The sequence below is a fragment of the Mucilaginibacter gilvus genome, assembly GCF_004054195.1.
Lineage (GTDB): Bacteria > Bacteroidota > Bacteroidia > Sphingobacteriales > Sphingobacteriaceae > Mucilaginibacter > Mucilaginibacter gilvus.
Genome location: NZ_SBIW01000002.1, coordinates 415703 through 437408, shown reverse-complemented (window position 1 = coordinate 437408; position 21706 = coordinate 415703). Strand labels below are relative to the sequence as shown.

At 44.9% G+C, this 21706-nt stretch carries 19 protein-coding genes; 12 read left to right on the top strand and 7 right to left on the bottom strand.

Translation table 11 applies throughout. The features are described from left to right. Positions 1 to 19: 19 nt before the first annotated feature. From EPL05_RS05175 to EPL05_RS05155, 5 genes are all read right to left on the bottom strand, one after another. Positions 20 to 823 (bottom strand): carboxylesterase family protein, encoded by an 804-nt coding sequence (locus EPL05_RS05175; protein ID WP_243837218.1) that lies wholly within the window; start codon positions 821 to 823, stop codon positions 20 to 22. 222 nt (positions 824 to 1045) lie between these two features. Further along, positions 1046 to 1930 (bottom strand): glucoamylase family protein, encoded by an 885-nt coding sequence (locus EPL05_RS05170; RefSeq protein ID WP_128532764.1) that lies wholly within the window; start codon positions 1928 to 1930, stop codon positions 1046 to 1048. Between the two features lie 276 nt (positions 1931 to 2206). Further along, positions 2207 to 2809, bottom strand: a complete 603-nt coding sequence (locus tag EPL05_RS05165) for a hypothetical protein (RefSeq protein WP_128532762.1) — start codon at positions 2807 to 2809, stop codon at positions 2207 to 2209. Between the two features lie 16 nt (positions 2810 to 2825). Further along, positions 2826 to 3788 carry an oxygen-dependent tRNA uridine(34) hydroxylase TrhO gene (gene trhO / locus EPL05_RS05160; protein WP_128532760.1) on the bottom strand — a complete coding sequence of 321 codons (963 nt, stop codon included), beginning with the start codon at positions 3786 to 3788 and terminating at the stop codon, positions 2826 to 2828. 332 nt (positions 3789 to 4120) lie between these two features. Beyond that, complete coding sequence (locus EPL05_RS05155; RefSeq protein WP_128532759.1) at positions 4121 to 6601, bottom strand: DUF5686 family protein; 2481 nt, start codon at positions 6599 to 6601, stop codon at positions 4121 to 4123. Between the two features lie 122 nt (positions 6602 to 6723). Here EPL05_RS05155 and kbl point away from each other — a divergent pair, with 122 nt between their 5' ends. From kbl to rlmD, 9 genes are all read left to right on the top strand, one after another. After that, complete coding sequence (gene kbl, locus EPL05_RS05150) at positions 6724 to 7914, top strand: glycine C-acetyltransferase (protein ID WP_128532757.1); 1191 nt, start codon at positions 6724 to 6726, stop codon at positions 7912 to 7914. A gap of 46 nt (positions 7915 to 7960) precedes the next feature. Continuing rightward, a complete protein-coding gene (locus EPL05_RS05145) occupies positions 7961 to 8251 on the top strand; it encodes a DUF6364 family protein (protein WP_128532755.1) in 291 nt (96 codons plus the stop codon). Beyond that, on the top strand, positions 8241 to 8660 hold the full coding sequence (locus tag EPL05_RS05140; protein WP_128532753.1) for a type II toxin-antitoxin system VapC family toxin: 420 nt from the start codon (positions 8241 to 8243) through the stop codon (positions 8658 to 8660). Before EPL05_RS05145 ends, EPL05_RS05140 begins: the two co-directional genes overlap by 11 nt. After that, complete coding sequence (pheS, locus tag EPL05_RS05135) at positions 8660 to 9697, top strand: phenylalanine--tRNA ligase subunit alpha (protein ID WP_208394677.1); 1038 nt, start codon at positions 8660 to 8662, stop codon at positions 9695 to 9697. Before EPL05_RS05140 ends, pheS begins: the two co-directional genes overlap by 1 nt. After that, a complete protein-coding gene (locus EPL05_RS05130) occupies positions 9694 to 10107 on the top strand; it encodes a Rieske (2Fe-2S) protein (RefSeq protein WP_128532751.1) in 414 nt (137 codons plus the stop codon). The genes pheS and EPL05_RS05130 overlap by 4 nt, the downstream gene beginning before the upstream one ends. Positions 10108 to 10110: 3 nt before the next feature. Next, a complete protein-coding gene (locus EPL05_RS05125; RefSeq protein WP_128532749.1) occupies positions 10111 to 10692 on the top strand; it encodes a TetR/AcrR family transcriptional regulator in 582 nt (193 codons plus the stop codon). 149 nt (positions 10693 to 10841) lie between these two features. Then, positions 10842 to 12158 (top strand): cell envelope integrity protein CreD, encoded by a 1317-nt coding sequence (gene creD / locus EPL05_RS05120; protein ID WP_128532747.1) that lies wholly within the window; start codon positions 10842 to 10844, stop codon positions 12156 to 12158. Between the two features lie 77 nt (positions 12159 to 12235). Further along, complete coding sequence (locus tag EPL05_RS05115; protein WP_128532745.1) at positions 12236 to 12973, top strand: ferritin-like domain-containing protein; 738 nt, start codon at positions 12236 to 12238, stop codon at positions 12971 to 12973. 759 nt (positions 12974 to 13732) lie between these two features. Further along, positions 13733 to 15169: a 23S rRNA (uracil(1939)-C(5))-methyltransferase RlmD gene (rlmD, locus tag EPL05_RS05110; protein ID WP_128532743.1), complete on the top strand. Its 1437-nt coding sequence runs from the start codon at positions 13733 to 13735 to the stop codon at positions 15167 to 15169. 186 nt (positions 15170 to 15355) lie between these two features. Here the strand turns inward: rlmD and EPL05_RS05105 are convergent, their stop codons facing one another. Beyond that, complete coding sequence (locus EPL05_RS05105) at positions 15356 to 16324, bottom strand: NAD-dependent epimerase/dehydratase family protein (RefSeq protein WP_128532741.1); 969 nt, start codon at positions 16322 to 16324, stop codon at positions 15356 to 15358. Between the two features lie 260 nt (positions 16325 to 16584). Here EPL05_RS05105 and EPL05_RS05100 point away from each other — a divergent pair, with 260 nt between their 5' ends. From EPL05_RS05100 to EPL05_RS05090, 3 genes are read left to right on the top strand one after another with little or no spacing between them, the layout of a single operon-like run. Further along, positions 16585 to 17766, top strand: coding sequence for a formimidoylglutamase (locus tag EPL05_RS05100; protein WP_128532739.1), 1182 nt, complete (start codon positions 16585 to 16587; stop codon positions 17764 to 17766). A 51-nt stretch (positions 17767 to 17817) separates the two neighbouring features. Continuing rightward, entirely contained in the window at positions 17818 to 18993 is a 1176-nt protein-coding gene (locus EPL05_RS05095) for a TlpA disulfide reductase family protein (RefSeq protein WP_128532737.1), read from the top strand. 37 nt (positions 18994 to 19030) lie between these two features. Beyond that, positions 19031 to 20158, top strand: a complete 1128-nt coding sequence (locus EPL05_RS05090; protein WP_128532735.1) for a TlpA disulfide reductase family protein — start codon at positions 19031 to 19033, stop codon at positions 20156 to 20158. A gap of 116 nt (positions 20159 to 20274) precedes the next feature. On the opposite strand, the gene purD is transcribed toward EPL05_RS05090, so the two are convergent. After that, the gene (purD, locus tag EPL05_RS05085; protein WP_128532733.1) at positions 20275 to 21549 is read right to left on the bottom strand and encodes a phosphoribosylamine--glycine ligase; all 1275 of its coding nucleotides are present in this window, start codon (positions 21547 to 21549) and stop codon (positions 20275 to 20277) included. Positions 21550 to 21706 lie beyond the last annotated feature (157 nt).

Here is a 21706-nt window from a genome sequence, read left to right as displayed (position 1 = left end):
GCTATCAGGGGCGTTTTTTTTATTTCTTGCTGTGCGAGAATAACCAGGGGACCAGCTCCGGTTCGGCGAAGGCATCGTCCCAGCTGTTGTGGCCATCGTTGGAATAAATAGTGTATTTGGGTTCGGCACCGGCTTCTTTGAGGGCGGCAACCATCACGTCCGAGTGGTCTATTGGTACTACGTTATCCTTGCCGCCGTGGAAGATCCACATTGGCACCTTTTTGGCGTAGATGCTGGCATTGTTGGTATTATCGCCGCCGCAAATGCTAAAGGCCGCCGCAAATACTTTTGGCTTGCGCCGTAATATCTCAAATGTGCCCATGCCACCCATAGACAGGCCGCCAATGTAAACCTGTTTTTTGTTGATGTAAGGTTTATCCAGCATTTGGTCTACCAGTGCAACCAACGCGCTCATGGCCCTGGTAGGCTCTCCGCCTTCCTGGAAATGGAACTGCCGTTTGCCGGTGACACTGGTATCCATTTTTACGTTGCTCCAATAGCTATTGGCCGGGCATTGCGGGTAAACAACAATGGCCGGGTATTTTTGGCGGATCGTATCGTTCAGGAATAATTTAGGGCCGTAGGCCAGCTGTGCATCATTATTATTGCCGCGTTCCCCTGCGCCACGCAGCACAAATATAAGCGCGTACTTTTGTGCGGGGTTAAACTTTTTGGGGAACAGAATGCGGTAGGGCAGGGTATCGGCTTTGTTGATGAACGAGCCCCTGTCGAACGAGGAATTTACCTGCGCCTGTGTAAAAAAAGGAAATGCCAGGTACAAAGCACCCAGCATTCCTGTTAGTAGTATTTTTTTAAGCTTCATCTGTTCTGTTTAAGGTAAGCGTTGTATTTTGGGTTACTATGTAAACGTAAATAAATTAAATTCTATTTACGCTTCCCAAAATATTTTGCATCGCGATGCCTTAAACTTTGGCAAAAAGCCTTGCGCGTACTGTCATGGTGAGCTTGTAGAACCATAGCGGTTAGGCCAGCCGCGCAGCCTTCGACAAGCTCAGGACGCCCTAGGCTCTTTGTTGCTAACAAATTAATTTTTGCGGATATACGGGCTCTTGAAATCCAGTTTCTTTAAACCTTGTTGCACTTCGGGGCAACTCATAAATAAGTTCCAGAGCAGGCCGCTGCGGTAGTTCTCTATCATTACTACCTGGGGCCCCTGGTCAATGGCGAGGTACGATTTGCCATACCAATCTTTCGATTCGCTGAAGGCATCGGTAAAACCGTATTCGCCCCAGATCTTATCGCCCAGATCATAATAAAAATGGCGCAGTGCCTGCATCGAATATTTTGGCGTATACGGGAAAGCTGATATAGCAGCCGTTGGTGTAATTACCCCCAGATCGTTAGTTGGCGAGTGGGCATTATAACCTTCAAAGTTATCACTGGCGGTTAATCCCCAGCTGTTTTCACCGTAACCCTTGAATTTTTTAGGATTATCAATACAGTATGCGCGGTTGATAAGGGTATGGTTCAAATTCTGCTCCCAGTAATCGGCATAGCGGTCTTTTAACCCTGTTGGGTTTAGGCCGAGGAAGGAGTATTGCGAAAAGAACAGCGGGCCGCCATAGTCAAAACCCAGGGGCAATTTATAACCATAAAAGGTTTGCCCGTTTTTAAAGAAATCGCTTTGTGCCCAGCCGCGGTGGTAAACGTCGGCGCTAACGGGGTAACGGTCAGCCGACGCGGCCAATATATAGGTGATCAAACACTCGTTAAAGCCACGGATAGGGAAATTCATTACCCAGCCGTTGTTGGGGCTCCAGTGCCAGTACAGGTTATCGCGCCCGCCCTGGGTATACCAGCTCCATTCCACTTCGCCCCAAAGCCAGCTGATCACATCGCGTATGCGGCGTTCTTTTTGGGTATCGGCAGTAAAATATTGTTTGGCGTACAGCGGAACGTATTTACGCATAGGATGATGGATAGCGATAGGTAGCCGCCAAATATGGTACGAAAATACAGTTTTGGGATTGAATAAAAAGAAATTAGCTTACAGAGTGGGGTTTGGCTAAAGCCAATATCTTTGCGCCGTGTTCCGTCGGTTGAAACCGACGGCAATGATTGGGGGAGCCTTTCCAAATAGGCTACCTAATTCTTTCAGATATTGAGCGATATGCAACTTTATTGCCGCCCCATTTATGGGACGAATAACAGGCGATAGACCCGGCTTTAGCCGAAACAAGCCGTACTATCCTTTTAGCTCAGATTTGATGGCGCTGAGCAAGTAATCAATCTGCGTTTTATATTTCGGATATAACTGCTTCATCTGTGGGTTGACCCGATAAAATACAGCGTTATAATTTTTGATGTTTAATCTGGAACTACCGGGCCCTGCATTGTAATGGTTGTTTACAAAGCCCCATACCAAATGTTTCATTAAACGGTTATCAGTTCCGATAACAGAAAGTACATCTGCCGGTTGTTGAACAAACAACTGTTCAAAAGAAAAAGAGAGTTGTTCTTCGGCGGACCCGGTATGCCTGTTTAAATAAGTTACATATTCATTTATAGCCCTGCGGCTATTAGCCTTTAGGCAGATATCGCCGAAAATCCTGGTAAGCGATGCAATTACCGAATCTGGATGCTTAACGTTTTTCGTGGTGTAGTCGTGGCATTTGCCGGCCTCCAATTTCTTGAAAATCTTCAGCCCGGCTGTAAACGTCGAATCTGCTACGGAAGCCTGGTTTGATAATGCAAAAAGTTTTTTAAAATCTTTGGAGTTGCAATTGTTTTGCCCTAATGCCATCGAGCCAAACAGCAAACATACCATTAGCGTAAGCGTATTTCTCATGAAATGAAGATAGCTATTAATCAGTCAACTGCAGCTTATCGCCCTTTTTAGCCATATTTACCGGCTGTGGTACTTTTACGTAATAGCCTGTGCCATCATAAATACGTTTGCGCGGATGCTCGTTACAGGCATCACTGCAGCAGCCATTCATGCCGGTGCCGCATTCTTCGCACTGGGTAAAGTGTTCGTTGCACTCGGGGTTGGCGCAATTGATCATCTTCGGCGTGGTTTTGCCACAGTTTAGGCAGGTAGATATCACTACCGGGTTCACGCTGTTAACATCCACCGAAAGGCGATTATCAAACACATAACATTTGCCTTCAAAATCTTCGCCGCCGGTTTCTTTGCCATATTTAATGATGCCGCCATGTAATTGGTACACATCGCTAAAGCCTTCGTGCAGTAACAGGGCGGATGCTTTTTCGCATTTTATGCCGCCGGTACAATAGGTGAGGATCTTTTTATCTTTATACTGCGCCAGTTCGTTTATCATGGCCGGGAAATCGCGGAAGTTCTCGATATCCAGCGTAACCGCATTTTTAAATTTGCCGAGGTTGTGCTCGTAGTTGGAGCGTACATCAAGCACCACCACATCGTCGCGGTCTTTCATCGCCAAAAACTCCGCAGGCTCCAGGTGTTTGCCGGTTTGTTTTTGGGGGTTGATCATATGAGGGTCGCGCAGGCCCGAGTGTACGATCTCCGATTTATACCGGCAGTGCATTTTCACAAACGACGGCTCGTCCACCGCATCAATTTTAAAATCGATACCGGCGAATCGCTCATCAGCGTGCAGGGTATCCATATAGGTTCTGCAAGATTCGGCAGAGCCTGAAACGGTACCGTTCAAACCCTCTTCGGCAACAATAATGCGGCCTGTTAACGCTAAACTTTTACAGAATTTTAAGTGATCGGCAGCAAATTGCTCCGCATCGGCTATTGTGGAATAACAATAGTATAGTAGTGTGTTGTATTTTGCCATAAACCATTGATACTGCTGCAAACAGTGTTAAATGAGGTGCAAAGATACGGATTTGGGCGGAAAGGGAAAAGGTTAAGGAGTAGCATCTACATTTATACTGTCGCGAACATTGCTACAATGGTGCCGGAAGCTTTAATCGCAAAACAAAGTGTTTTACAAGTGGTGTTCCACAATATTTTACGATTTTTAATAAATAATTGATGGCAAATAATTTACAAGTGTTATCTAAAGAACGGGGGTGTTCCAAAGTGTTTCATGAAAAAATGTAAAATGCTGACAGTCAATGGTAAATTAAAAATAAGTGTTCCACGTGCAAAAGTGGAACACTTGGGTTACCTTATACCATAAAATATCCTGAATCCCTGCAGGTACTTTTTGTTGCCGGCGTAGGAGATACCATAATCCACCCGGAAGATGAGGCGCTGCACGCCTACATAAAATTCGTGGTAATTGGGGTTGCCTTTGGTGGTTAAAAAGTTGGCACCTATTACTTCTTCCAGTTTTAAACGGCGCAGGTAAGGGACTTTATTTAACAACGAACCTGCAAAGTTATGCTGGTAGTGAGCCTCTAAAAAGCCGCCGTTGGTGCTATAAGTATAAAACGGAAGGAAGTGGAAACTGCCAATGTAGGTAGGATCGAAAGTGGTACCCTGGTTACCTAAATAGTGGTAGTAATCCATAAAGTACAGTTTCTTATTATTGAAGTAACCGCCGCCGGTAAGCTTAAATGAAGAATAACCAGACAGGCCGATACGAATATTGTATTGCGAAATATCCGCGGATGCAAAATCATAATTCACATCAGAGCCCAGTATGTTATTGAATCCCTTTTTGTAAGTAACTGTAAGCGTTGGGTACTGGGATGGCAGGTTGAACTTACCGGTTGGGCGTGTAATATATTGCTGATCGAACGTAAATGTTGCAGCAGTTGTAAACGATAACGCCTGATGTGTTGGGAATAAAAAGGACTGGTCGTTGGGCGGGGTGCCGGCCGGGGCCAATGGGTTATTGGAGGTAAACTCCTTGTCTTTTACATCAACTAAATGCCCTAAGTTGGTATTGTAAAGCTGGCGGCGGCCCGAATAGCTTAGGCTTGCGCTCCACAATACGCCGTTGGCAACTTCGCGCTGGTAACCAAAGCCTCCGTATTGCGACCGGTAATATTTTACATAGTTGTTTTCGCTAAGGATAGTACTCAGCGTATTAAAATAGAGTGAACGGGTGCCTACATTGTTCAGGTCGAGCACATCGCTGCCAAAATTCACCCAAAACTTGGCATTGTGGAAAGGGTCGTTTTTGTACTCGGTAAGTATATTGGCGCTGAATAATTTATTGGAGAAACCATACCGCACAGCGGGCGTAATAGCCAGCGAATGGAAATCATCAATAATGCGAGTGTAACGCACTTTGGCATTTATACCAAAACCTTCTACCGTGTTGTAATAAAAAGTCTGTAAAAAAGGGAAGATATACAGCGAGTCCTTCTCAGTCCGGTCGCTTGCGCTGTACCCAAAGATCAAATACCCAGGGTAATTTATCCCGTTTTTCCTATGCTGCAAAGTATCCAGGTATGCCTCGGTTTTGTGGTAGGCGGCAACGCTGTCTTTTTTCTGATAGTCGCGCGTTTCCAGAGGGGTTAGTGGCACGGGGCGGTTAGCAGCCCAATAATTTGACGTTTTAATATTCGCGGCGGTGTCTACCCGTAGTATTTCACCGGTGAAGTAGTTAGCTGGAAAGCTTGGGTTTAATTTGTAATTGTTATATATACCTTGGTAATATCCCCCAAATTTAAAGCCTAAAACAGAGCCCTTGAAGTTGAACAGTACAGAAACCGGCATCCAAACGCTATCGGTAATAGGGATATATTGCTGCCGCACCTGCAAGGTATCAACCAGGTTAAGCGAATTGGATTTACCTTTAAGCATCAGGTCTACACTGTAAATTCGCCATTCGCCCTCCACAATATAAATGCTGCCGGTAAAATATTGCCCGTATTCACGTTTAGGAATAACCTGTATTTTGTATATGGTTTGCCCGTTCTGAACGGTGCTGCCCACAAGCTGATAACGGTAGAAAGTAAAAGCGTTTGATGCCACGGGTGACACATAACCACGCGTACTTAAACCTGGGATAGTGAAAACATTATTGTAAAAATTAACCTGCAGGTCTGATGCTTTATTGTAGCCAAATGCCGTATTAATACCCGCGCTTTTTGAGGCGATGGTGATCTCGCGAACTTTATCGGGCGATTGGTAGTTAAAGGTTGATAACGATTCGGACTGATACAATATGCCGCGCCCCAGCGAGTCGAGGTCAAGCGCGCGGGTAACCGCTTCGCTGCGTAAAGATTTTGGGGTGCTTAACAGCTTTTGCACGCCTTTAATATAAACCGCGCAGGAGTAGCTCTTAAGCTCTTTTAAATGCGCTTCGCGTTTTTGGAGCAGCATGCGCATGATGGTATCGCCGGGGTCTTGGTTTCGCCTCCACTTGTCGGATACCTGGCTAAACTTAAACTCTTCGTCTACTAATTGGATATTGTGAACCTCATCATGATCAACGATGGTAATGGTTTCTGATAGAACCGTATAGCCTGCCAAGCGGTAAACCACATTGTAGGTGCCAGGGCTAAGTTTAAAATGGTAAATACCTTCCTCGTTAGCCGTGGTGCCATACGTAGAACTGCGGATATAAACAGACGCAAAAGGCACAGGCTCGTTTTTTTGCCCGGTAATTTTACCCGACAGGATATATTGCTGTGCAGAGGCGCCAATTGTAGTGAGTAAAAAAACAAGGAGGGGTAAATATCTTTTCATGGTTTTACAATTAATATTAATTATGCCAAAATGTTTGTTTACTGCTGTAATATATTAAAAATGTTGCAGGTAAGCGTTCATTTGGGGTTAATGTTTAATTTTGCAGCCTTAATAGCTATATTATGTATAAAACATTGCAGCCCGTTTTACAGCAGGAACTTGCCGGTATAGAAGAAGCCGGGCTATATAAACGAGAAAGAATAATTACATCGCCGCAGGGCGCGGATATTACCGTGCAGGGTGGTAAAGAGGTGATAAACTTTTGCGCCAATAATTACCTGGGCCTGTCTGGCAACCAAAAAGTGATTGATGCAGCCAAGGCTGCTATGGATACCCATGGTTATGGCTTGTCGTCTGTTAGGTTTATTTGCGGTACGCAGGATATACATAAAGAACTTGAGCAAAAAATAGCCGATTTTTTAGGCACCGAAGATACCATCCTTTACGCGGCAGCTTTTGATGCCAATGGCGGCGTATTCGAGCCCTTATTTAATGATCAGGATGCTATTATTTCGGATGAACTGAACCACGCTTCCATTATTGACGGTGTGCGTTTATGCAAGGCCCAGCGCCAGCGCTATAAGCACGATGATATGGCCGATCTGGAAGAAAAGCTGAAAGCTACACAAGATCTTCGCCACCGTATCATCGTTACTGATGGGGCATTCTCCATGGATGGAACCATAGCCCAGCTTGATAAAATTTGCGTTTTAGCCGAGCGATACAACGCTTTGGTAATGATAGATGAGAGCCATTGCAGTGGTTTTATGGGCAAAACCGGCCGCGGTACGCACGAGCACCATAACGTAATGGGTAAGATAGATATCATTACCGGTACATTAGGTAAAGCATTGGGTGGTGCGTCGGGCGGGTTTACATCTGGCCGTAAAGAGATCATTGATATGCTGCGCCAGCGTTCGCGCCCATATTTGTTTAGCAACACACTTGCACCGGCCATTACCGGAGCTTCAATAGCCGTATTGGATATGCTGAGCGAAACCACCGACCTGCGTGATAAACTGGAAACCAACACCCAATACTTCCGCGAGAAAATGACCGCTGCAGGGTTCGATATTAAACCGGGCGTGCATCCTATAGTCCCCGTAATGCTTTACGATGCCAAGCTTGCACAGGAATTTGCCGCTAAGATGTTGGAAGAAGGTATTTACGTAATTGGCTTTTACTACCCGGTAGTACCACAAGGTAAAGCACGCATCCGCGTACAGATCTCTGCCGCTCACGATAAAGGGCATTTGGATAAAGCCATCGCTGCCTTTACCAAGGTTGGTAAGGGATTAGCGGTGATTAAATAAATGTTACGTATAAGTTTTTTACATTTGTACGTATAAATAAAATGTTATGGCAACAACGAAATTAACATTAAGCATCGAACCGGAAGTCATATCTAAGGCCAGGCATTATGCGTCTAAACGTCGCAAAAGTTTATCTAAAATATTTGCCGAATTACTAAGTAAAGCCATTGAGGAAGATGAAGCTATACCCGAAGATCCGTTTTTAAAAAGGTTAAAAGAAATGGAGGTTTCGGCTGAAATTCAGGCTTTAACAGGTATTTTAAAAGGAAAATATCCTGATGATGTGAATATTTGGGATGTAAAATATGAGTATCTGAAAGAAAAGCATGGGCTATAAAAAAGTATTTATTGATAGCGACATATTCCTCGATGTTCTATTAACCCGGGAACCGTTTTTGAAAAGTGCACAGGTGTTATTAGGCCTTGGTTCTGAAAAACCCAAAGAGCTATGTACGTCGTCTTTAATAATGGCGAATGTTCATTACATGGTGACAAAAACATTCTCGAAAACAATTGCAAAGCAACAAGTGACAGTTTTAGCACAAATTATAACGGTTTTGCCATTTGATGAACAAGATATTGTTTCGGCATTAAAGACCGAGCATATAGATTTTGAGGATACAGTTCAATATCAGATAGCAAAAAAAACCGAATGCGATTTGATCATCAGCCGCAATATCAAACATTACAAGAAATTCGATATCCCGGTATTAACTGCCGAACAATTTTTAAGAACAATACTATAATGCAATCAAAAATAGACCAATATACCGACGAGATAAAGGCATTTACTGCTGCCAAGGCCGATGAACTGGAAGCATTTCGTATAAAATTTTTAGGTACAAAGGGTATTATTAAAGACCTTTTTGAGCAATTCAAAACCGTTAGTGCCGACGAGAAACGCACCTTTGGTAAAGTGCTGAACCAGTTTAAGCAACTCACAGAAGCGCGTTACGAAGAAATAAAGGAATCTCTCACTTCCGAAATTGCAAATCCGAAATCCGAAATCGATTTAACCCTTCCCGGCGATGGGCTGGAAATAGGTTCGCGCCACCCCTTATCGCTGGTACGTAACGAGATCATCGATATATTTAAACGTTTAGGTTTCGTGGTTGCCGAAGGCCCGGAGATTGAAGACGACTGGCATAACTTCTCGGCACTGAACTTCCCTGAGGAGCACCCGGCGCGCGATATGCAGGACACCTTCTTTATCCGCAAAGGTGATAAAGAGCAGGGCGATATTGCTTTGCGTACGCATACTTCATCGGTACAGGTACGGATGATGGAGAACGGTAAACCCCCGTTCCGCGCCATTATGCCGGGCCGTGTTTATCGCAACGAGGCCATCTCTGCCCGCGCGCATTGCTTTTTTCACCAGGTAGAAGGTTTATATGTTGATGAGAATGTGAGCTTCTCAGATTTGAAGCAAACACTTTACCACTTTGTGCAGGAGCTTTACGGCGAGGGTACCAAGGTTAGGTTCCGTCCTTCATATTTCCCCTTCACTGAACCATCTGCAGAGATGGATATTTCTTGTACCATTTGTAAGGGCAGTGGCTGTAACATGTGCAAGTACAGCGGTTGGGTAGAGATATTGGGCTGCGGTATGGTTGACCCGAACGTTTTGGAAAATTGCGGCATCGACAGCAAAAAATATACGGGCTTTGCCTTTGGTATGGGGATGGAAAGAATTGCCAACCTGAAATATGTGATACGCGATCTGCGTTTATTCTCTGAGAACGACGTTCGTTTCTTAAAACAGTTTCAATCAGAGATTATATGAGGAATGCACTTATCATCATTTTTGCTGTATTAACATTTATGTCATGCGGGAAAATTGAAGGTGTAGTGCCCAGTGTGCCTGTAAATTTCAGGGCATCTAAAACCGATCCGCGGTTGGCGGCACTCAATAGCGCGGGCGGTTCGGTAGTTATTTCGGGTTACGGTGTGGCCGGGTTATTGCTTTATCGCCAGGCCGATGGTACCTACTCCTGTTACGACAGGTGCAGCAGCTATCAGCCCGAAAAACTATGCGCGATTAGCCCCGATGCAACAGGCTTTACCGCTACCGACCCATGCAGCGGTGCAAAGTTCTCGCTATCAGACGGTAGCCCCGTAAAGGCACCTGCCGTAAAATCGCTGAGGGCTTATACCGTAAATGTGAGTAATTTTGAGATATTTGTGTCAAACTGATGAATGGAAGCCGATAAAATTAAAGATAGTATTAAGCGGGCAGCGCAGGATCTGTTCCGCAAATTCGGTTACCATAAAACAAGCGTAAACGAAATAGCCAAGCGCGCCAAGATAGCCAAGGCCACTATTTATAAGTATTTTGAGAGTAAAGAAGCCATTTTGCACGTACTGCTGATGGACTATATTAAGTTGAGTGTTGACGAACTGATAAACACCAACGTACCCGAACTGGATGAAGAGGCCCACCTCAATAACCTCATCATGAAAACCTGCCGCCTCTCTTACACCGTTTGCAACGAATTTATAGGCTGGGATTTTATCCGTGAAAGCACCAACTCCCAGGATTTTTTAAAGAACCTTTCTAACGAACTGGAGGAACTGCTGGTAATGAGTTTTACCCAACTGGCAGGCATCCGCAAGCACGAAACCTACCAGCAACGCCTGCGTTTTTTAATTAAGTGCAGCAAAAGCATCGTATTTAGCTTTGCCTTTACCTCGGTAAGTGATGCCGACGTACGCAAGAATTTTGTATCTTTCCAAAAAGAGATCCTGCCTTATTTGGTGAAGGCCGCGATACTCGTTTGATTTTTTTAGCGAAATATTTGGAATGATGAATTCTATTTGTTTACTTTGTTATTCAAAGTACTTTATATATTAATATGACCGCTTCAAATCCAAAGCGGTTTATTTAAGTGTATTAACTTTGAAATACAAAGAACTTTTAAATAAAAAATATGATAGACCAAATCCCACAACAACCTAAAAAATGGTACCAGGGTTCCATTTTAGTAAAATTAACCGTAATCACCTTAATTATCCTGGCGCTGCTTGTTCCATCGTCATGGATCCAGGGACTGATAGACGAACGCCAGGAAAGCCAGTCGAAGATAGGCACACAGGTGTCTGATAGCTGGTCGGGCAGCCAGTTAATACAGGGGCCGGTGTTGATGATACCTTATCACAAACAGCCGATGGCGGCTAACAGCACGGTAGGGTATATTTATCTGCTGCCCGATGACGTACACATTAAAGCAAACCTAAAAACGCAATTGTTCAAACAAGGGGTTTTTGATGTTACGGTGTACACTTCTAAGGTAGGTGTGCAAGGCAATTTTGCCCAGCCCAACCTGGTTAAATTGGGAATAGCGCCCGGGCAGGTGATGTACGATAAGGCGCGCCTGTTATTCAGCATATCTGATATTAAAGGGCTTCTGAACAACCCTTCAGTGAAAATACAAGGACAAAATTATACCCCGGAGCCGGCGTCTGGAGACATAAACCCTTTTGAACAATCGCTTCAGGTAAATTTTGCTTTGCCTGCTACCGGGATTATAGCATTTAATTATGATCTCGACCTGAAGGGGAGTAACGACATTAATTTCCTACACATTGGTAAAACTACCGACGTGCAGTTTATAAGCGACTGGAAAACCCCGCGGTATAATGGACGCTACCTGCCGGATACGCGAGACACTACGGCAGATGGTTCTGGTGCAAAATGGCACATGCTTTACTATAACAGGCCGTTTCCGCAGCAATGGCTAAACGATAATACCATACTGAGCAACTCAAAGGCTATAGCCGAAGCAACCTTTGGTGTACGGTTGCAACAGCCTGTAGACGAATACCGAAAAGTGACGCGCACTAACAAGTACGCTACGCTCATTATTCTGCTTACTTTTGTCTCCCTGTTTTTAACAGAGTTGATACGCAGGCAACCCATTCACCTGTTTAATTATACGCTGATAGGCGCGGCCATGATTGTGTACTACACCCTTTTGCTTTCTTTTGCAGAGCAGGTTGGTTACAATTATGCTTACCTCATTTCATCAACGGCGACTATAGCGCTCATCTCTTTTTTCACGGCTTCATTGTTGCATAATAAAGCTGCAGCAGCTCTGTTTGCCTTTATCCTCACAATATTTTACGGCTTCATTTTCATTATCATACAGTTAGAAGAATACTCTTTGTTAGTAGGTGGTATTGCCTTGTTTATTATTGTGGCAGCGCTGATGTATTTCTCCAGGAAGATCAATTGGGATAGCCACTAAAATATTCACCTAAACCTGTTCACTTCATACTCCGTCGCATGTCAGTATGCATGCGGCGGATTTAAGACTAAATCAACATGCACACAAGCAATTATTGGATAAAGCATTTCAAGGCAAATGCCCGCGAAATACGCATCGACTGGAATTTATTTCCCTCGCTAACCGCCGATGAAGTGAAAATTATATTACAATCGCTACAGGCCTGGCAGTTGGGCGAAACCTCGGAAGGGGCGCATTTAATAGCCGCATCAACCAAATACGCCAACAAAATAGGCGACCCGGACTACGTGGAAGCTGTTGAGCTTTTTATAAAGGAAGAGCAAAAACACGGAAACAACCTGGGCCGGTATATTGATGGCATCGGGCAAACGCGTATTAAAAAGGACTGGGGCGACACCCTGTTCAGAAAAGTAAGGTACTACAATACCAATATGGAAATATGGACGGTGGCTGTAATTGTGGTAGAAAGCACTGCGCAAATTTTTTATCAGGCATTGAAAGATGCCACGGATTGCGAACTTTTACAAGCCATCTGCACCGATATATTGATCGACGAAGCCTATCACATTACATTCCAAACCGAGCGGCTGGCGATGATCTACGAGGGCAAGTCCGACTCCGCTAAAGCCTGCCGAAACTTTGTTTATAAGGCGTTCTTCTTTTTAACATCCTGCCTGGTATGGTTTGCACACCGCACGCTATTTAAAGCCGGAGGCAATACCTTTAATTCCTTTACCAGAAAGATGATATATAAGTACCGTAAAACCATAAAAATGATAACCGAAAAAGAGCAAAAGCACGTATCATGGGAATGAAGATAAGATAAAAACAAAATACCGTTTTGGTTTTTGGTATAATAATACTATGTTTGCATAGTAAAATTTACCGCCATGAGTGAGGAATTAATTGAATTTTCGGAACTTATTGATGAGCAATTTGAGATAGAGGACATCACTATCGAGGTTTACTTTGATAAGTTATTGAGCATATTTTTGTAGGGAAAGCTGTAAAAAGGCAATTTCCGGTTCTTGTTTCGGGCAGAAGATTGTATTCGGCAGCCCCTAAAAATCATTATGAAAAATTTTTGCTTGGCATTAGCAGTTGTTTTGCTGCTATTATTTTGCGGGTACCGCAGTTGTAGTCCCTGGAGCAGGTCGCGTCATCTTTTAACAGTCAGCGTTAATCATTACAATGGCGATAAAGGCTGCCCTGTACGGTTATATCGGGAGTATTACCTTGTTTTACAAAGTTTTATGGCTACAGACCTTAACTCGGTTTACCTTACAGACTCTACTAACTTTAGAAAATTCCTCGGGACTTACGACACTGAAGGCGAATCCATTATTACCAAATGCAGAGGCGATAGTGTATATCTTGCGCTGATAGTTCCTGTTTGCGAAAATCCTCAATTTAACTTTAAAAGGAAAACGAAAGAAAGGGCCTATAGCTTGCAAGACCTGAGAGAAACCATTTTTTTCTGATTAAATATTAAAGCCAACGGCAATACTAAAGCGTCATTTGTACTTGCGAAGCTTAATTCGTAAAATAATTATTTCGTTTACCTTTGCATCCTTATGGGCAGATCTGGTAAACCACGGGTAAATAAAGTTTTTGAGAACGTAACGGTAATTGATATAGCCGAAGAAGGCAAAGGTGTAGGCAAAGCAGATGATTTTGTTTTGTTTATCGAAAAAGCCGTCCCGGGCGATATTGCCGATATCGAGGTTTACCGCAGCAAAAAGAATTTTGGCGAAGGCAAGATCACCCGCCTAATCCAGCCATCAGAACACCGCACCGAAGCCTTCTGCGAGCATTTTGGCACCTGCGGGGGCTGTAAATGGCAGCACATGACCTACGATGCACAGCTAAAATTCAAGCAGAAAGCCGTACATGATGCGCTTACCCGCATTGCCAAAATAGAGGTGGAGCACATGGATGCTATTGTGCCATCGCCTGCCGATCGCTACTATCGCAACAAACTGGAGTATACTTTTTCTAACAAACGCTGGCTGTACGATGGCGAGAATCGCGAGGACGAAACACTGGATATGAACGCCCTCGGTTTCCACATCCCCGGCAGGTTTGATAAGATCCTGAATATTAACCATTGCTATTTACAGGCAGGGCCATCAAACGATCTGCGCAACAGCATTAATCAATACGCCAAAGAGCAGGGCATCAGTTATTACGATGTACGCCAGCATACCGGCGCTTTGCGTAACCTCATCATCCGTACCTCCTCTACCGGCGAAATTATGGTGATCGTGGTTTTCGCTCACGCGGATGAAGAGCAGGTGAATAAGCTAATGAGTTTTGTGGATGCCAACTTCCCACAGGTAACCTCACTACTGTATATCCTCAATACCAAAATGAACGATACCATTTTCGACCAGGAAGTAATGAGCTGGAGAGGCCCGGAATACATCCACGAGGAAATGGCAAACGGGCATGGGAAAGTGATCCGTTTTAGGGTTGGCCCAAAATCCTTTTATCAAACCAATTCGATCCAAGCGTTAAAACTTTACGAGATAACCCGCGATTTCGCCCAATTTAAAGGCGATGAACTGGTTTACGATCTATACACCGGCGCAGGCACCATCGCTAACTTTATTGCCGACCAGGTGCGCCAAGTTGTAGGGGTGGAGTATGTACCAACTGCCATAGACGATGCCAAGGTGAATTCGCAGATCAACAATATTACCAATACCAAATTCTTTGCAGGCGATATGAAAGATGTGCTGGTAGCCGATTTTATGGCCGAGCATGGCAAACCCGATGTGATCATCACCGACCCGCCACGCGCCGGCATGCACGCTGATGTAGTTGCCCGCCTGATGGAAATTGAAGCGCCAAAGATTGTTTATGTAAGCTGCAACGCCGCCACACAGGCCCGCGACCTGCTGGTATTAAAGGAGAAATACGACACGGTGAAAATTCAGCCGGTGGATATGTTCCCACATACCCAGCATGTGGAGAATGTGGTATTGCTGAAGTTGAGAGAGGATTTGTAGCTGATTCATAGCAAGGGAAGTTTTTTGGCTAAAGCCGGAAGGCTTCTTTTCCCGTCCGTCCCTTAAAGGAAAGGCAATAATAGCTGCGCGAGGTTGGTCCCATTTATTGCCGTTGGCTTAGCCAACGGATTAGCTAGTCAATACTGGCTTTAGCCGAAAATTTAAAAGCCATTCTGACCATAAGGTTTACTGCGTCAGCACTTGGCACACCTCTGCAATCGTTTCGCTCAACGGCCTAAATTCAAAACCAATAGCTTTTTTTATTTTGCTGTTATCAAACTCGCGAATTACTGATGCGGCACGGGCGCTGGTTTTATCAATGGCCGGGCTGTTGCCGGTTAAAGTGCTCCATACAGATGCGCCGCGCCAGGCCAGTTCCATCATCCAGGGTTGTGCCAGCTTTGCAGGAGCGGGTTTGCCAAGCTTATCGGCTATCTCGGTAAATATTTGTTGGTAAGGCCGGTTTTCTGCATTAATGATGTAGCGTTCGGCGCTGATGCCGCTTTCCATTAAAGCGATCATGCATTTGGCAACGTCCTGCACATCTACAAAACCGATGGTGCCTTTGGTGTAGAATTTTAGGCCTTTGCGCACGGTCTCGAAGATCTGCCCGCTGCCTTCAACACCCGCGCTGGGGCCAATGATGATGGTAGGGTTCACAATAACGGCATCGAGGCCCTCGGCAATACCGCGCCAAACTTCCATTTCACTCTCCAGTTTTGATATGGCGTAACCGTCGCTTTCCAGAGATGGATCCAGATGATTGTTTTCGGTAATCAGTTCGCCGGGTTTCGCTTCCCCAACAGCCGCTACCGAACTGGTATGCACCATGCGGATACCTTTTTCAGTACACAGGTCAACCAGGTAGCCGGTGCCGGTTACATTGGTACGGATCATCGGGGCTTTATCAGCGGCTTTTAAAGATACCCATGCTGCGCAGTTATAAACTTGTGTAACACCATCCAGTGCTGCTTCCAAAGCAAAGCTGTCCATCAGGTCGGCATCTACCCATTCTATTTTTGCCGGGTAGGGCAGCAAAATTTCGGGAATAGTGGATGTATCGCGCTTAGTGCAACGGATAGTATTGCCACGCAGGATAAGCTCCTTCGCCAGTTCGGCCCCTAAAAAACCTGTTGCACCAGTAACAAGAATCATTTTAATTTGAAAATTTGAATATGAGCTGATTTGAAAATGTAAAAGTGCGAAAAAGTAATTTGAAAATTTGAAGATGAGTTAATTTGAAAATGTAAATGAGCGGAAAAACAGCTTCCGATTTGAAAATTTGAAGATGAAAAAGTGTGCAAGAGTATTTGCAGATGAGTTATATTTGCATTTTGAGTATTAACATTTTCAAATCAGTTAAACTTCAAATTGAATTTTCAAATCTTCAAATCAGCCCATTTTCAAATTAAACAATGTCTTTAGCCGATTTTTTTACCCCTATCGATCTTAAAAAAATAATACCTAAAGATGGGTTTTATACCAGCCAGCTGGGCGACAGGATAGACCATCACTCGGTTGCCTTTCCAGATCTGGAACAAAAGATCGATATCGCCATCATCGGTGTGATGGAAGACCGTAACGCCATTAACAACCCGGGCTGCGCTTTAGGGCCAGATTACGTGCGCGAGAAATTATACCAGCTAAACGAGGGTGGTTACGCCACCAAAATAGTAGACCTCGGCAACATTAAACGCGGCGACAAAGTTACCGACACTTACTTCGCGCTAAAAACCGTGGTAGAGGAACTGATAAAAAAGGACATTGTGCCTGTTATCATCGGCGGCGGGCAGGACCTTAGCTACGCCCAGTACCTGGGGTACGAAAACCTGGAGCAAAAGGTAGATGTGCTGGTGGTTGATTCACATTTCGACCTGGATGATGATGGCTTTGGCGACAGTATCGAAACCAATTCGATAGCCTATCTAAACAAGATCTTCCTGCACGAACCTAATTACCTGTTCAACTTTAGCAACCTGGGCTACCAAACCTATTTTACCAGCCAGGAGAGTTTACGGGTGATGAATAAGCTTTATTTTGATGTGCACCGCCTTGGCGAACTTACCGGCAATATAGCCGTTACCGAGCCGGTGATCCGTAATGCTAATATGGTGAGCTTTGATATGGGTGCTATCCGCTCGTCAGACGCGGTGGGCAACGCTAACGCCAAGCCAAATGGGTTTTATGGCGAGGATGCCTGCCAGGTATGCCGCTATGCCGGCATGAACGATAAGCTTACCTCCATAGGCTTTTACGAATTTAACCCGGCGTACGATAATAACGGGCAAACCGCCATGCTGCTGTCGCAAATGATCTGGTGTTTTGTTGATGGTTTTTACAACCGCAAAAAAGATTTTCCGCTCAATCCAAAATCGCAATACCTTATTTATAAAACCAGCCTGAAGCATGAAGAGCACGAACTGGTGTTTGTGAAAAGCAAAAAAAGCGATCGCTGGTGGATGCAGGTACCCTACCCAACAGGTGGCTCTAAGAACGAGCGCTACCATTTAGTGCCCTGCAGGTACGAGGATTATAAGACCGCCCGCTCCGGCGAAATGCCCGACCTTTGGTGGCGTACTTTCCAAAAATTGAATTGATTGGCAATTCATTACCCTTTTTGCCGTTATGTAAACTTACTATTGTAATAAATGAAGAGATCTTTTTTATACCTGCTGGCCTTTTTACCAGCGCTGGCATTTGCACAAAATGCACAACCATTTACCATAAAAGCAAAGGTTGGCAAGTATGATAAACCTGCGCAAGCATTTTTGGCCTACCGTTTAGGCGCTAACACGGTTACCGATTCGGCCGCTATTGTAAACGGCGAGTTTACTTTTACCGGTACCATCACGAACCCAGTTAATGCAACCCTGTTTATCGATTCGAAAGGTGTTGGGTTTAATAAATTTGTATCGCAAAACTTTAACGAAAGCACGGGGCCATCAAAAGCAACCGACTACCTGGGTTTGTATGTTGAAAAAGGAACCGTTAACATAACATCTGCCGATTCGCTTAAACAGGCAAAAATTACAGGTTCCAAAGTAAACGACGATGATGCCAGGTTAAAAGCTGCGCTAAAACCCATCGTTGAAAAAGCGCGGGCCATATCAATGGAAGCGCAGGCAGCAACGCCGGTGCAGCAGCAATCAGCCGCGTTTCAAAACAGCATGACGGCCAAGTACAAGGCCCTGCAAGATGAGCAACGGTCCATGCTGAAGACCTTTATATCCTCCAACCCGGATAGCTACCTGAGCTTATTGGCTTTAACCAGCGTAAGCGGTCCCTCACCGGATGTGGCAGAGGTGGAACCTATATTTAATTCCCTATCCGAAGAGTTGAAAAACTCCGACCAGGGCAGGCAACTGCGTTATTCGCTTGATAATTTGAAGATAACCGCTATCGGTTCCATAGCGCCCGATTTTATACAGAACGATGTGAACGGCAAGGCTGTGCAGTTATCATCTTTTAGAGGTAAGTATGTACTGATTGATTTTTGGGCATCGTGGTGTGGTCCTTGTCGCCAGGAAAACCCTAACGTGGTGCGTACTTATCAGAAGTACAAAGGCAAAAACTTTACCATATTAGGCGTTTCGCTCGATAAGGAAACCGCTAAAGATGCCTGGCTCGCAGCCATTAAAAGCGATGGCCTGGAGTGGACGCAAGTATCCGACCTTAAATTCTGGAACAACATGGCAGCTACCTTATACGGGGTACACGCCATCCCTCAAAACTTCCTGATAGACCCACAAGGGAAAATAGTAGCAAAAAACCTGAGAGGCGACGCACTGGATGATAAACTGCAAGAGTTGCTGGGGAAAATATAAGTGATACGAATTTTTAGAAGGTACGTTTAACATCATCATGAAAAAAATAGCACTGAGTGCAATCGCATTTTTCCCGGCATTGCTTTTTGCACAGGATACTAAATATACCATACAAGGCAACGTGGGCATGCTAAATAATCCGGCCAAGGTTTATTTGCAATACAAAAGAGACGGCAAAACCATCAGCGACTCGGTTACCTTAAAAGACGGAAAATTCACTTTTAAAGGCGATGCCGGCACCAGCCCAACCAGCGCAAGGCTTTGGTTTAACCCTAAAGCCTCAGGCATAGATGCAGCCGAAGATTCCCATTCGATTTACCTCGAACCGGGTGTGATAAAGGTTACAACAGGCGATCTTTTGAAGAACGCCAAAGTTGACGGGCCGAAAACCAACCAGGAGAACAATTTATTTCAGGCGGCTTTTAAAGCCGTGGATGATGGTTACGATGCCATGGACGCCAAAGAAAAAGCAGCCGGCGATTCGGCAAAATCGGAGGCTTTTATTAAACAGGCCAAAGTGCAGGAGAAGTTGTTGGGCAACCAATGGAAGGCCATTAATAAGCAATTTATACAGGATCATCCGGATTCGTACGTAAGCCTGACTGCTTTGAGATCATACGCATACGGTGCAGATTATGCAGATATCTCGCCCTTGTATCAGTCGCTTACCGCACCTGTTAAAGCATCTGAAGGCGGTAAGGCCTTTGCCGATCTGTTGCCAAAGTTGCAAGCTGTTGCCCTTGGCGCCACTGCACCAGAGTTTGCCGAAGCAGATACTGCCGGTAAAGTGGTAGCCCTGTCGTCGTTTAGGGGCAAGTATGTGCTGATAGATTTTTGGGCATCGTGGTGTGGACCTTGCCGTGCCGAAAACCCTAATGTGGTAAAAGCATACAACCAATATAAAGGCAAGAATTTCACCATCGTAGGTGTGTCGTTAGATAAACCGACCGCGAAAAAAGCCTGGCTGGCAGCTATCCATAAAGATGGCCTGGCCTGGACACAAGTATCCGACCTTAAATTTTGGGCCGGCAAAGCAGCCGTGATGTATGGCGTAAAAGGCATCCCCCAAAACTTTTTGATAGACCCCAACGGTAAGATCATCGCTAAAAACCTAAGAGGGGACGATTTGAATGATAAACTGGCGGAGCTGTTTTCTGTTCAGTAGTTCATTGGGCTTGTATAACAATAAAGCCATCTCTTGCGGGATGGCTTTATTTATTTCCGGGAATTTGGATACCTAACTATCCCACCAATGAACTAATGAACAACTGAACCAGTTAACTATAAAAGGTCAAACCCGATATCTTTCCTGAAGTACACGCCATCGTAGTAGATTCGTGCGGCATCGGCAGTGGCTTGCTGCAGGGCGGTGAACATATCGTCTTGTAAAGTGGTGATGGCTAAAACGCGCCCGCCGGTAGCCAATACTTCTTCGCCGTTTAAGGTGGTGCCGGCGTGGAACACATGCGAGCCGCGAACATTCTCGATTCCGCTGATTGCTTTGTTCTTTAAATATTCGCCGGGGTAACCGCCTGCAACGCAAACTACGGTTACTGCTGTTTTATCGGAGATGGTGATGTTTTTCTCGTTTAGGTTACCTTCGGCTACACCTTCCAACAAGTCTACAAAATCCGATTCGATGCGTGGCATAACGCTTTCGGTTTCGGGGTCGCCCATACGGCAATTGTATTCAATTACCCAGGGTTCGCCGTGGGTATTCATCAGGCCGATGAAAATAAAACCTTTATAAGGAATGCCTTCTTTTTTTAATCCTTCCACCGTTGGGATGATGACGCGTTGCTCCACCTTCGCCATAAATTCGGCATCGGCAAAATGCACCGGGGAAACAGAGCCCATGCCACCGGTATTGAGGCCGGTATCGCCTTCGCCAATGCGTTTGTAATCTTTAGCTTCGGGCAGTATTTTATAGTTGGTGCCATCGGTCATTACAAAAACCGAAAGCTCGATACCTGTTAAAAATTGTTCAATCACCACCTTGGAGCTGGCATCGCCAAATTTGGCTTCGGTAAGCATTTCTGCCAATTCCAGTTTGGCCTCTTCTAAAGTAAGGCATATCAATACGCCTTTTCCGGCTGCAAGGCCGTCGGCTTTTAAAACTACAGGCAAGCCTGCTGTAGCGAGGTAATCAAAACCTTCCTGTAAAGTGTCTTTAGTGAATGTTTTTGAAGCAGCGGTAGGGATGTTATTGCGCTGCATAAATTCCTTGCTGAAATCTTTGCTGCCTTCCAGTTGGGCGGCTTCCTGCTGCGGACCTATTACCGGGATATGCTGTATTTCAGCATCCGCCAAAAAGAAATCGTGAATACCTTTTACCAAAGGTTCCTCGGGGCCAACCAATACCATATCTATTGCGTTAGCTAAGGCAAACGCTTTGATGCCGGCAAAATCGGTCACTTTAAGGTCTACATTGGTGCCATATTGCCCGGTACCGGCATTGCCGGGAGCAATAAAAAGATTTTCGCATTTGGGGCTTTGGGCAATTTTCCAGGCGAAGGCACTTTCCCTTCCGCCCGAACCAAGGATCAGGATATTCATGGCGGCAAAGATAGTTTTTTGGTATCAAGTACTTAGTATCAAGTATCAAGATTGATTATCGCCCGTAAAAAAGCGCTTTGTGTGCTGCAAAAATGACCTCTCCATGCCTGATACTTGCTACTTGATACCTGCTACTTGTTACTATTTTCTTACCTTT

Coding starts and splice junctions, on each gene's coding strand:
- EPL05_RS05175 (WP_243837218.1), bottom strand. CDS start 823: ATGAAGCTTAAAAAAATACTACTAACAGGAATGCTGGGTGCTTTGTAC.
- EPL05_RS05170 (WP_128532764.1), bottom strand. CDS start 1,930: ATGCGTAAATACGTTCCGCTGTACGCCAAACAATATTTTACTGCCGAT.
- EPL05_RS05165 (WP_128532762.1), bottom strand. CDS start 2,809: ATGAGAAATACGCTTACGCTAATGGTATGTTTGCTGTTTGGCTCGATG.
- trhO (WP_128532760.1), bottom strand. CDS start 3,788: ATGGCAAAATACAACACACTACTATACTATTGTTATTCCACAATAGCC.
- EPL05_RS05155 (WP_128532759.1), bottom strand. CDS start 6,601: ATGAAAAGATATTTACCCCTCCTTGTTTTTTTACTCACTACAATTGGC.
- kbl (WP_128532757.1), top strand. CDS start 6,724: ATGTATAAAACATTGCAGCCCGTTTTACAGCAGGAACTTGCCGGTATA.
- EPL05_RS05145 (WP_128532755.1), top strand. CDS start 7,961: ATGGCAACAACGAAATTAACATTAAGCATCGAACCGGAAGTCATATCT.
- EPL05_RS05140 (WP_128532753.1), top strand. CDS start 8,241: ATGGGCTATAAAAAAGTATTTATTGATAGCGACATATTCCTCGATGTT.
- pheS (WP_208394677.1), top strand. CDS start 8,660: ATGCAATCAAAAATAGACCAATATACCGACGAGATAAAGGCATTTACT.
- EPL05_RS05130 (WP_128532751.1), top strand. CDS start 9,694: ATGAGGAATGCACTTATCATCATTTTTGCTGTATTAACATTTATGTCA.
- EPL05_RS05125 (WP_128532749.1), top strand. CDS start 10,111: ATGGAAGCCGATAAAATTAAAGATAGTATTAAGCGGGCAGCGCAGGAT.
- creD (WP_128532747.1), top strand. CDS start 10,842: ATGATAGACCAAATCCCACAACAACCTAAAAAATGGTACCAGGGTTCC.
- EPL05_RS05115 (WP_128532745.1), top strand. CDS start 12,236: ATGCACACAAGCAATTATTGGATAAAGCATTTCAAGGCAAATGCCCGC.
- rlmD (WP_128532743.1), top strand. CDS start 13,733: ATGGGCAGATCTGGTAAACCACGGGTAAATAAAGTTTTTGAGAACGTA.
- EPL05_RS05105 (WP_128532741.1), bottom strand. CDS start 16,324: ATGATTCTTGTTACTGGTGCAACAGGTTTTTTAGGGGCCGAACTGGCG.
- EPL05_RS05100 (WP_128532739.1), top strand. CDS start 16,585: ATGTCTTTAGCCGATTTTTTTACCCCTATCGATCTTAAAAAAATAATA.
- EPL05_RS05095 (WP_128532737.1), top strand. CDS start 17,818: ATGAAGAGATCTTTTTTATACCTGCTGGCCTTTTTACCAGCGCTGGCA.
- EPL05_RS05090 (WP_128532735.1), top strand. CDS start 19,031: ATGAAAAAAATAGCACTGAGTGCAATCGCATTTTTCCCGGCATTGCTT.
- purD (WP_128532733.1), bottom strand. CDS start 21,549: ATGAATATCCTGATCCTTGGTTCGGGCGGAAGGGAAAGTGCCTTCGCC.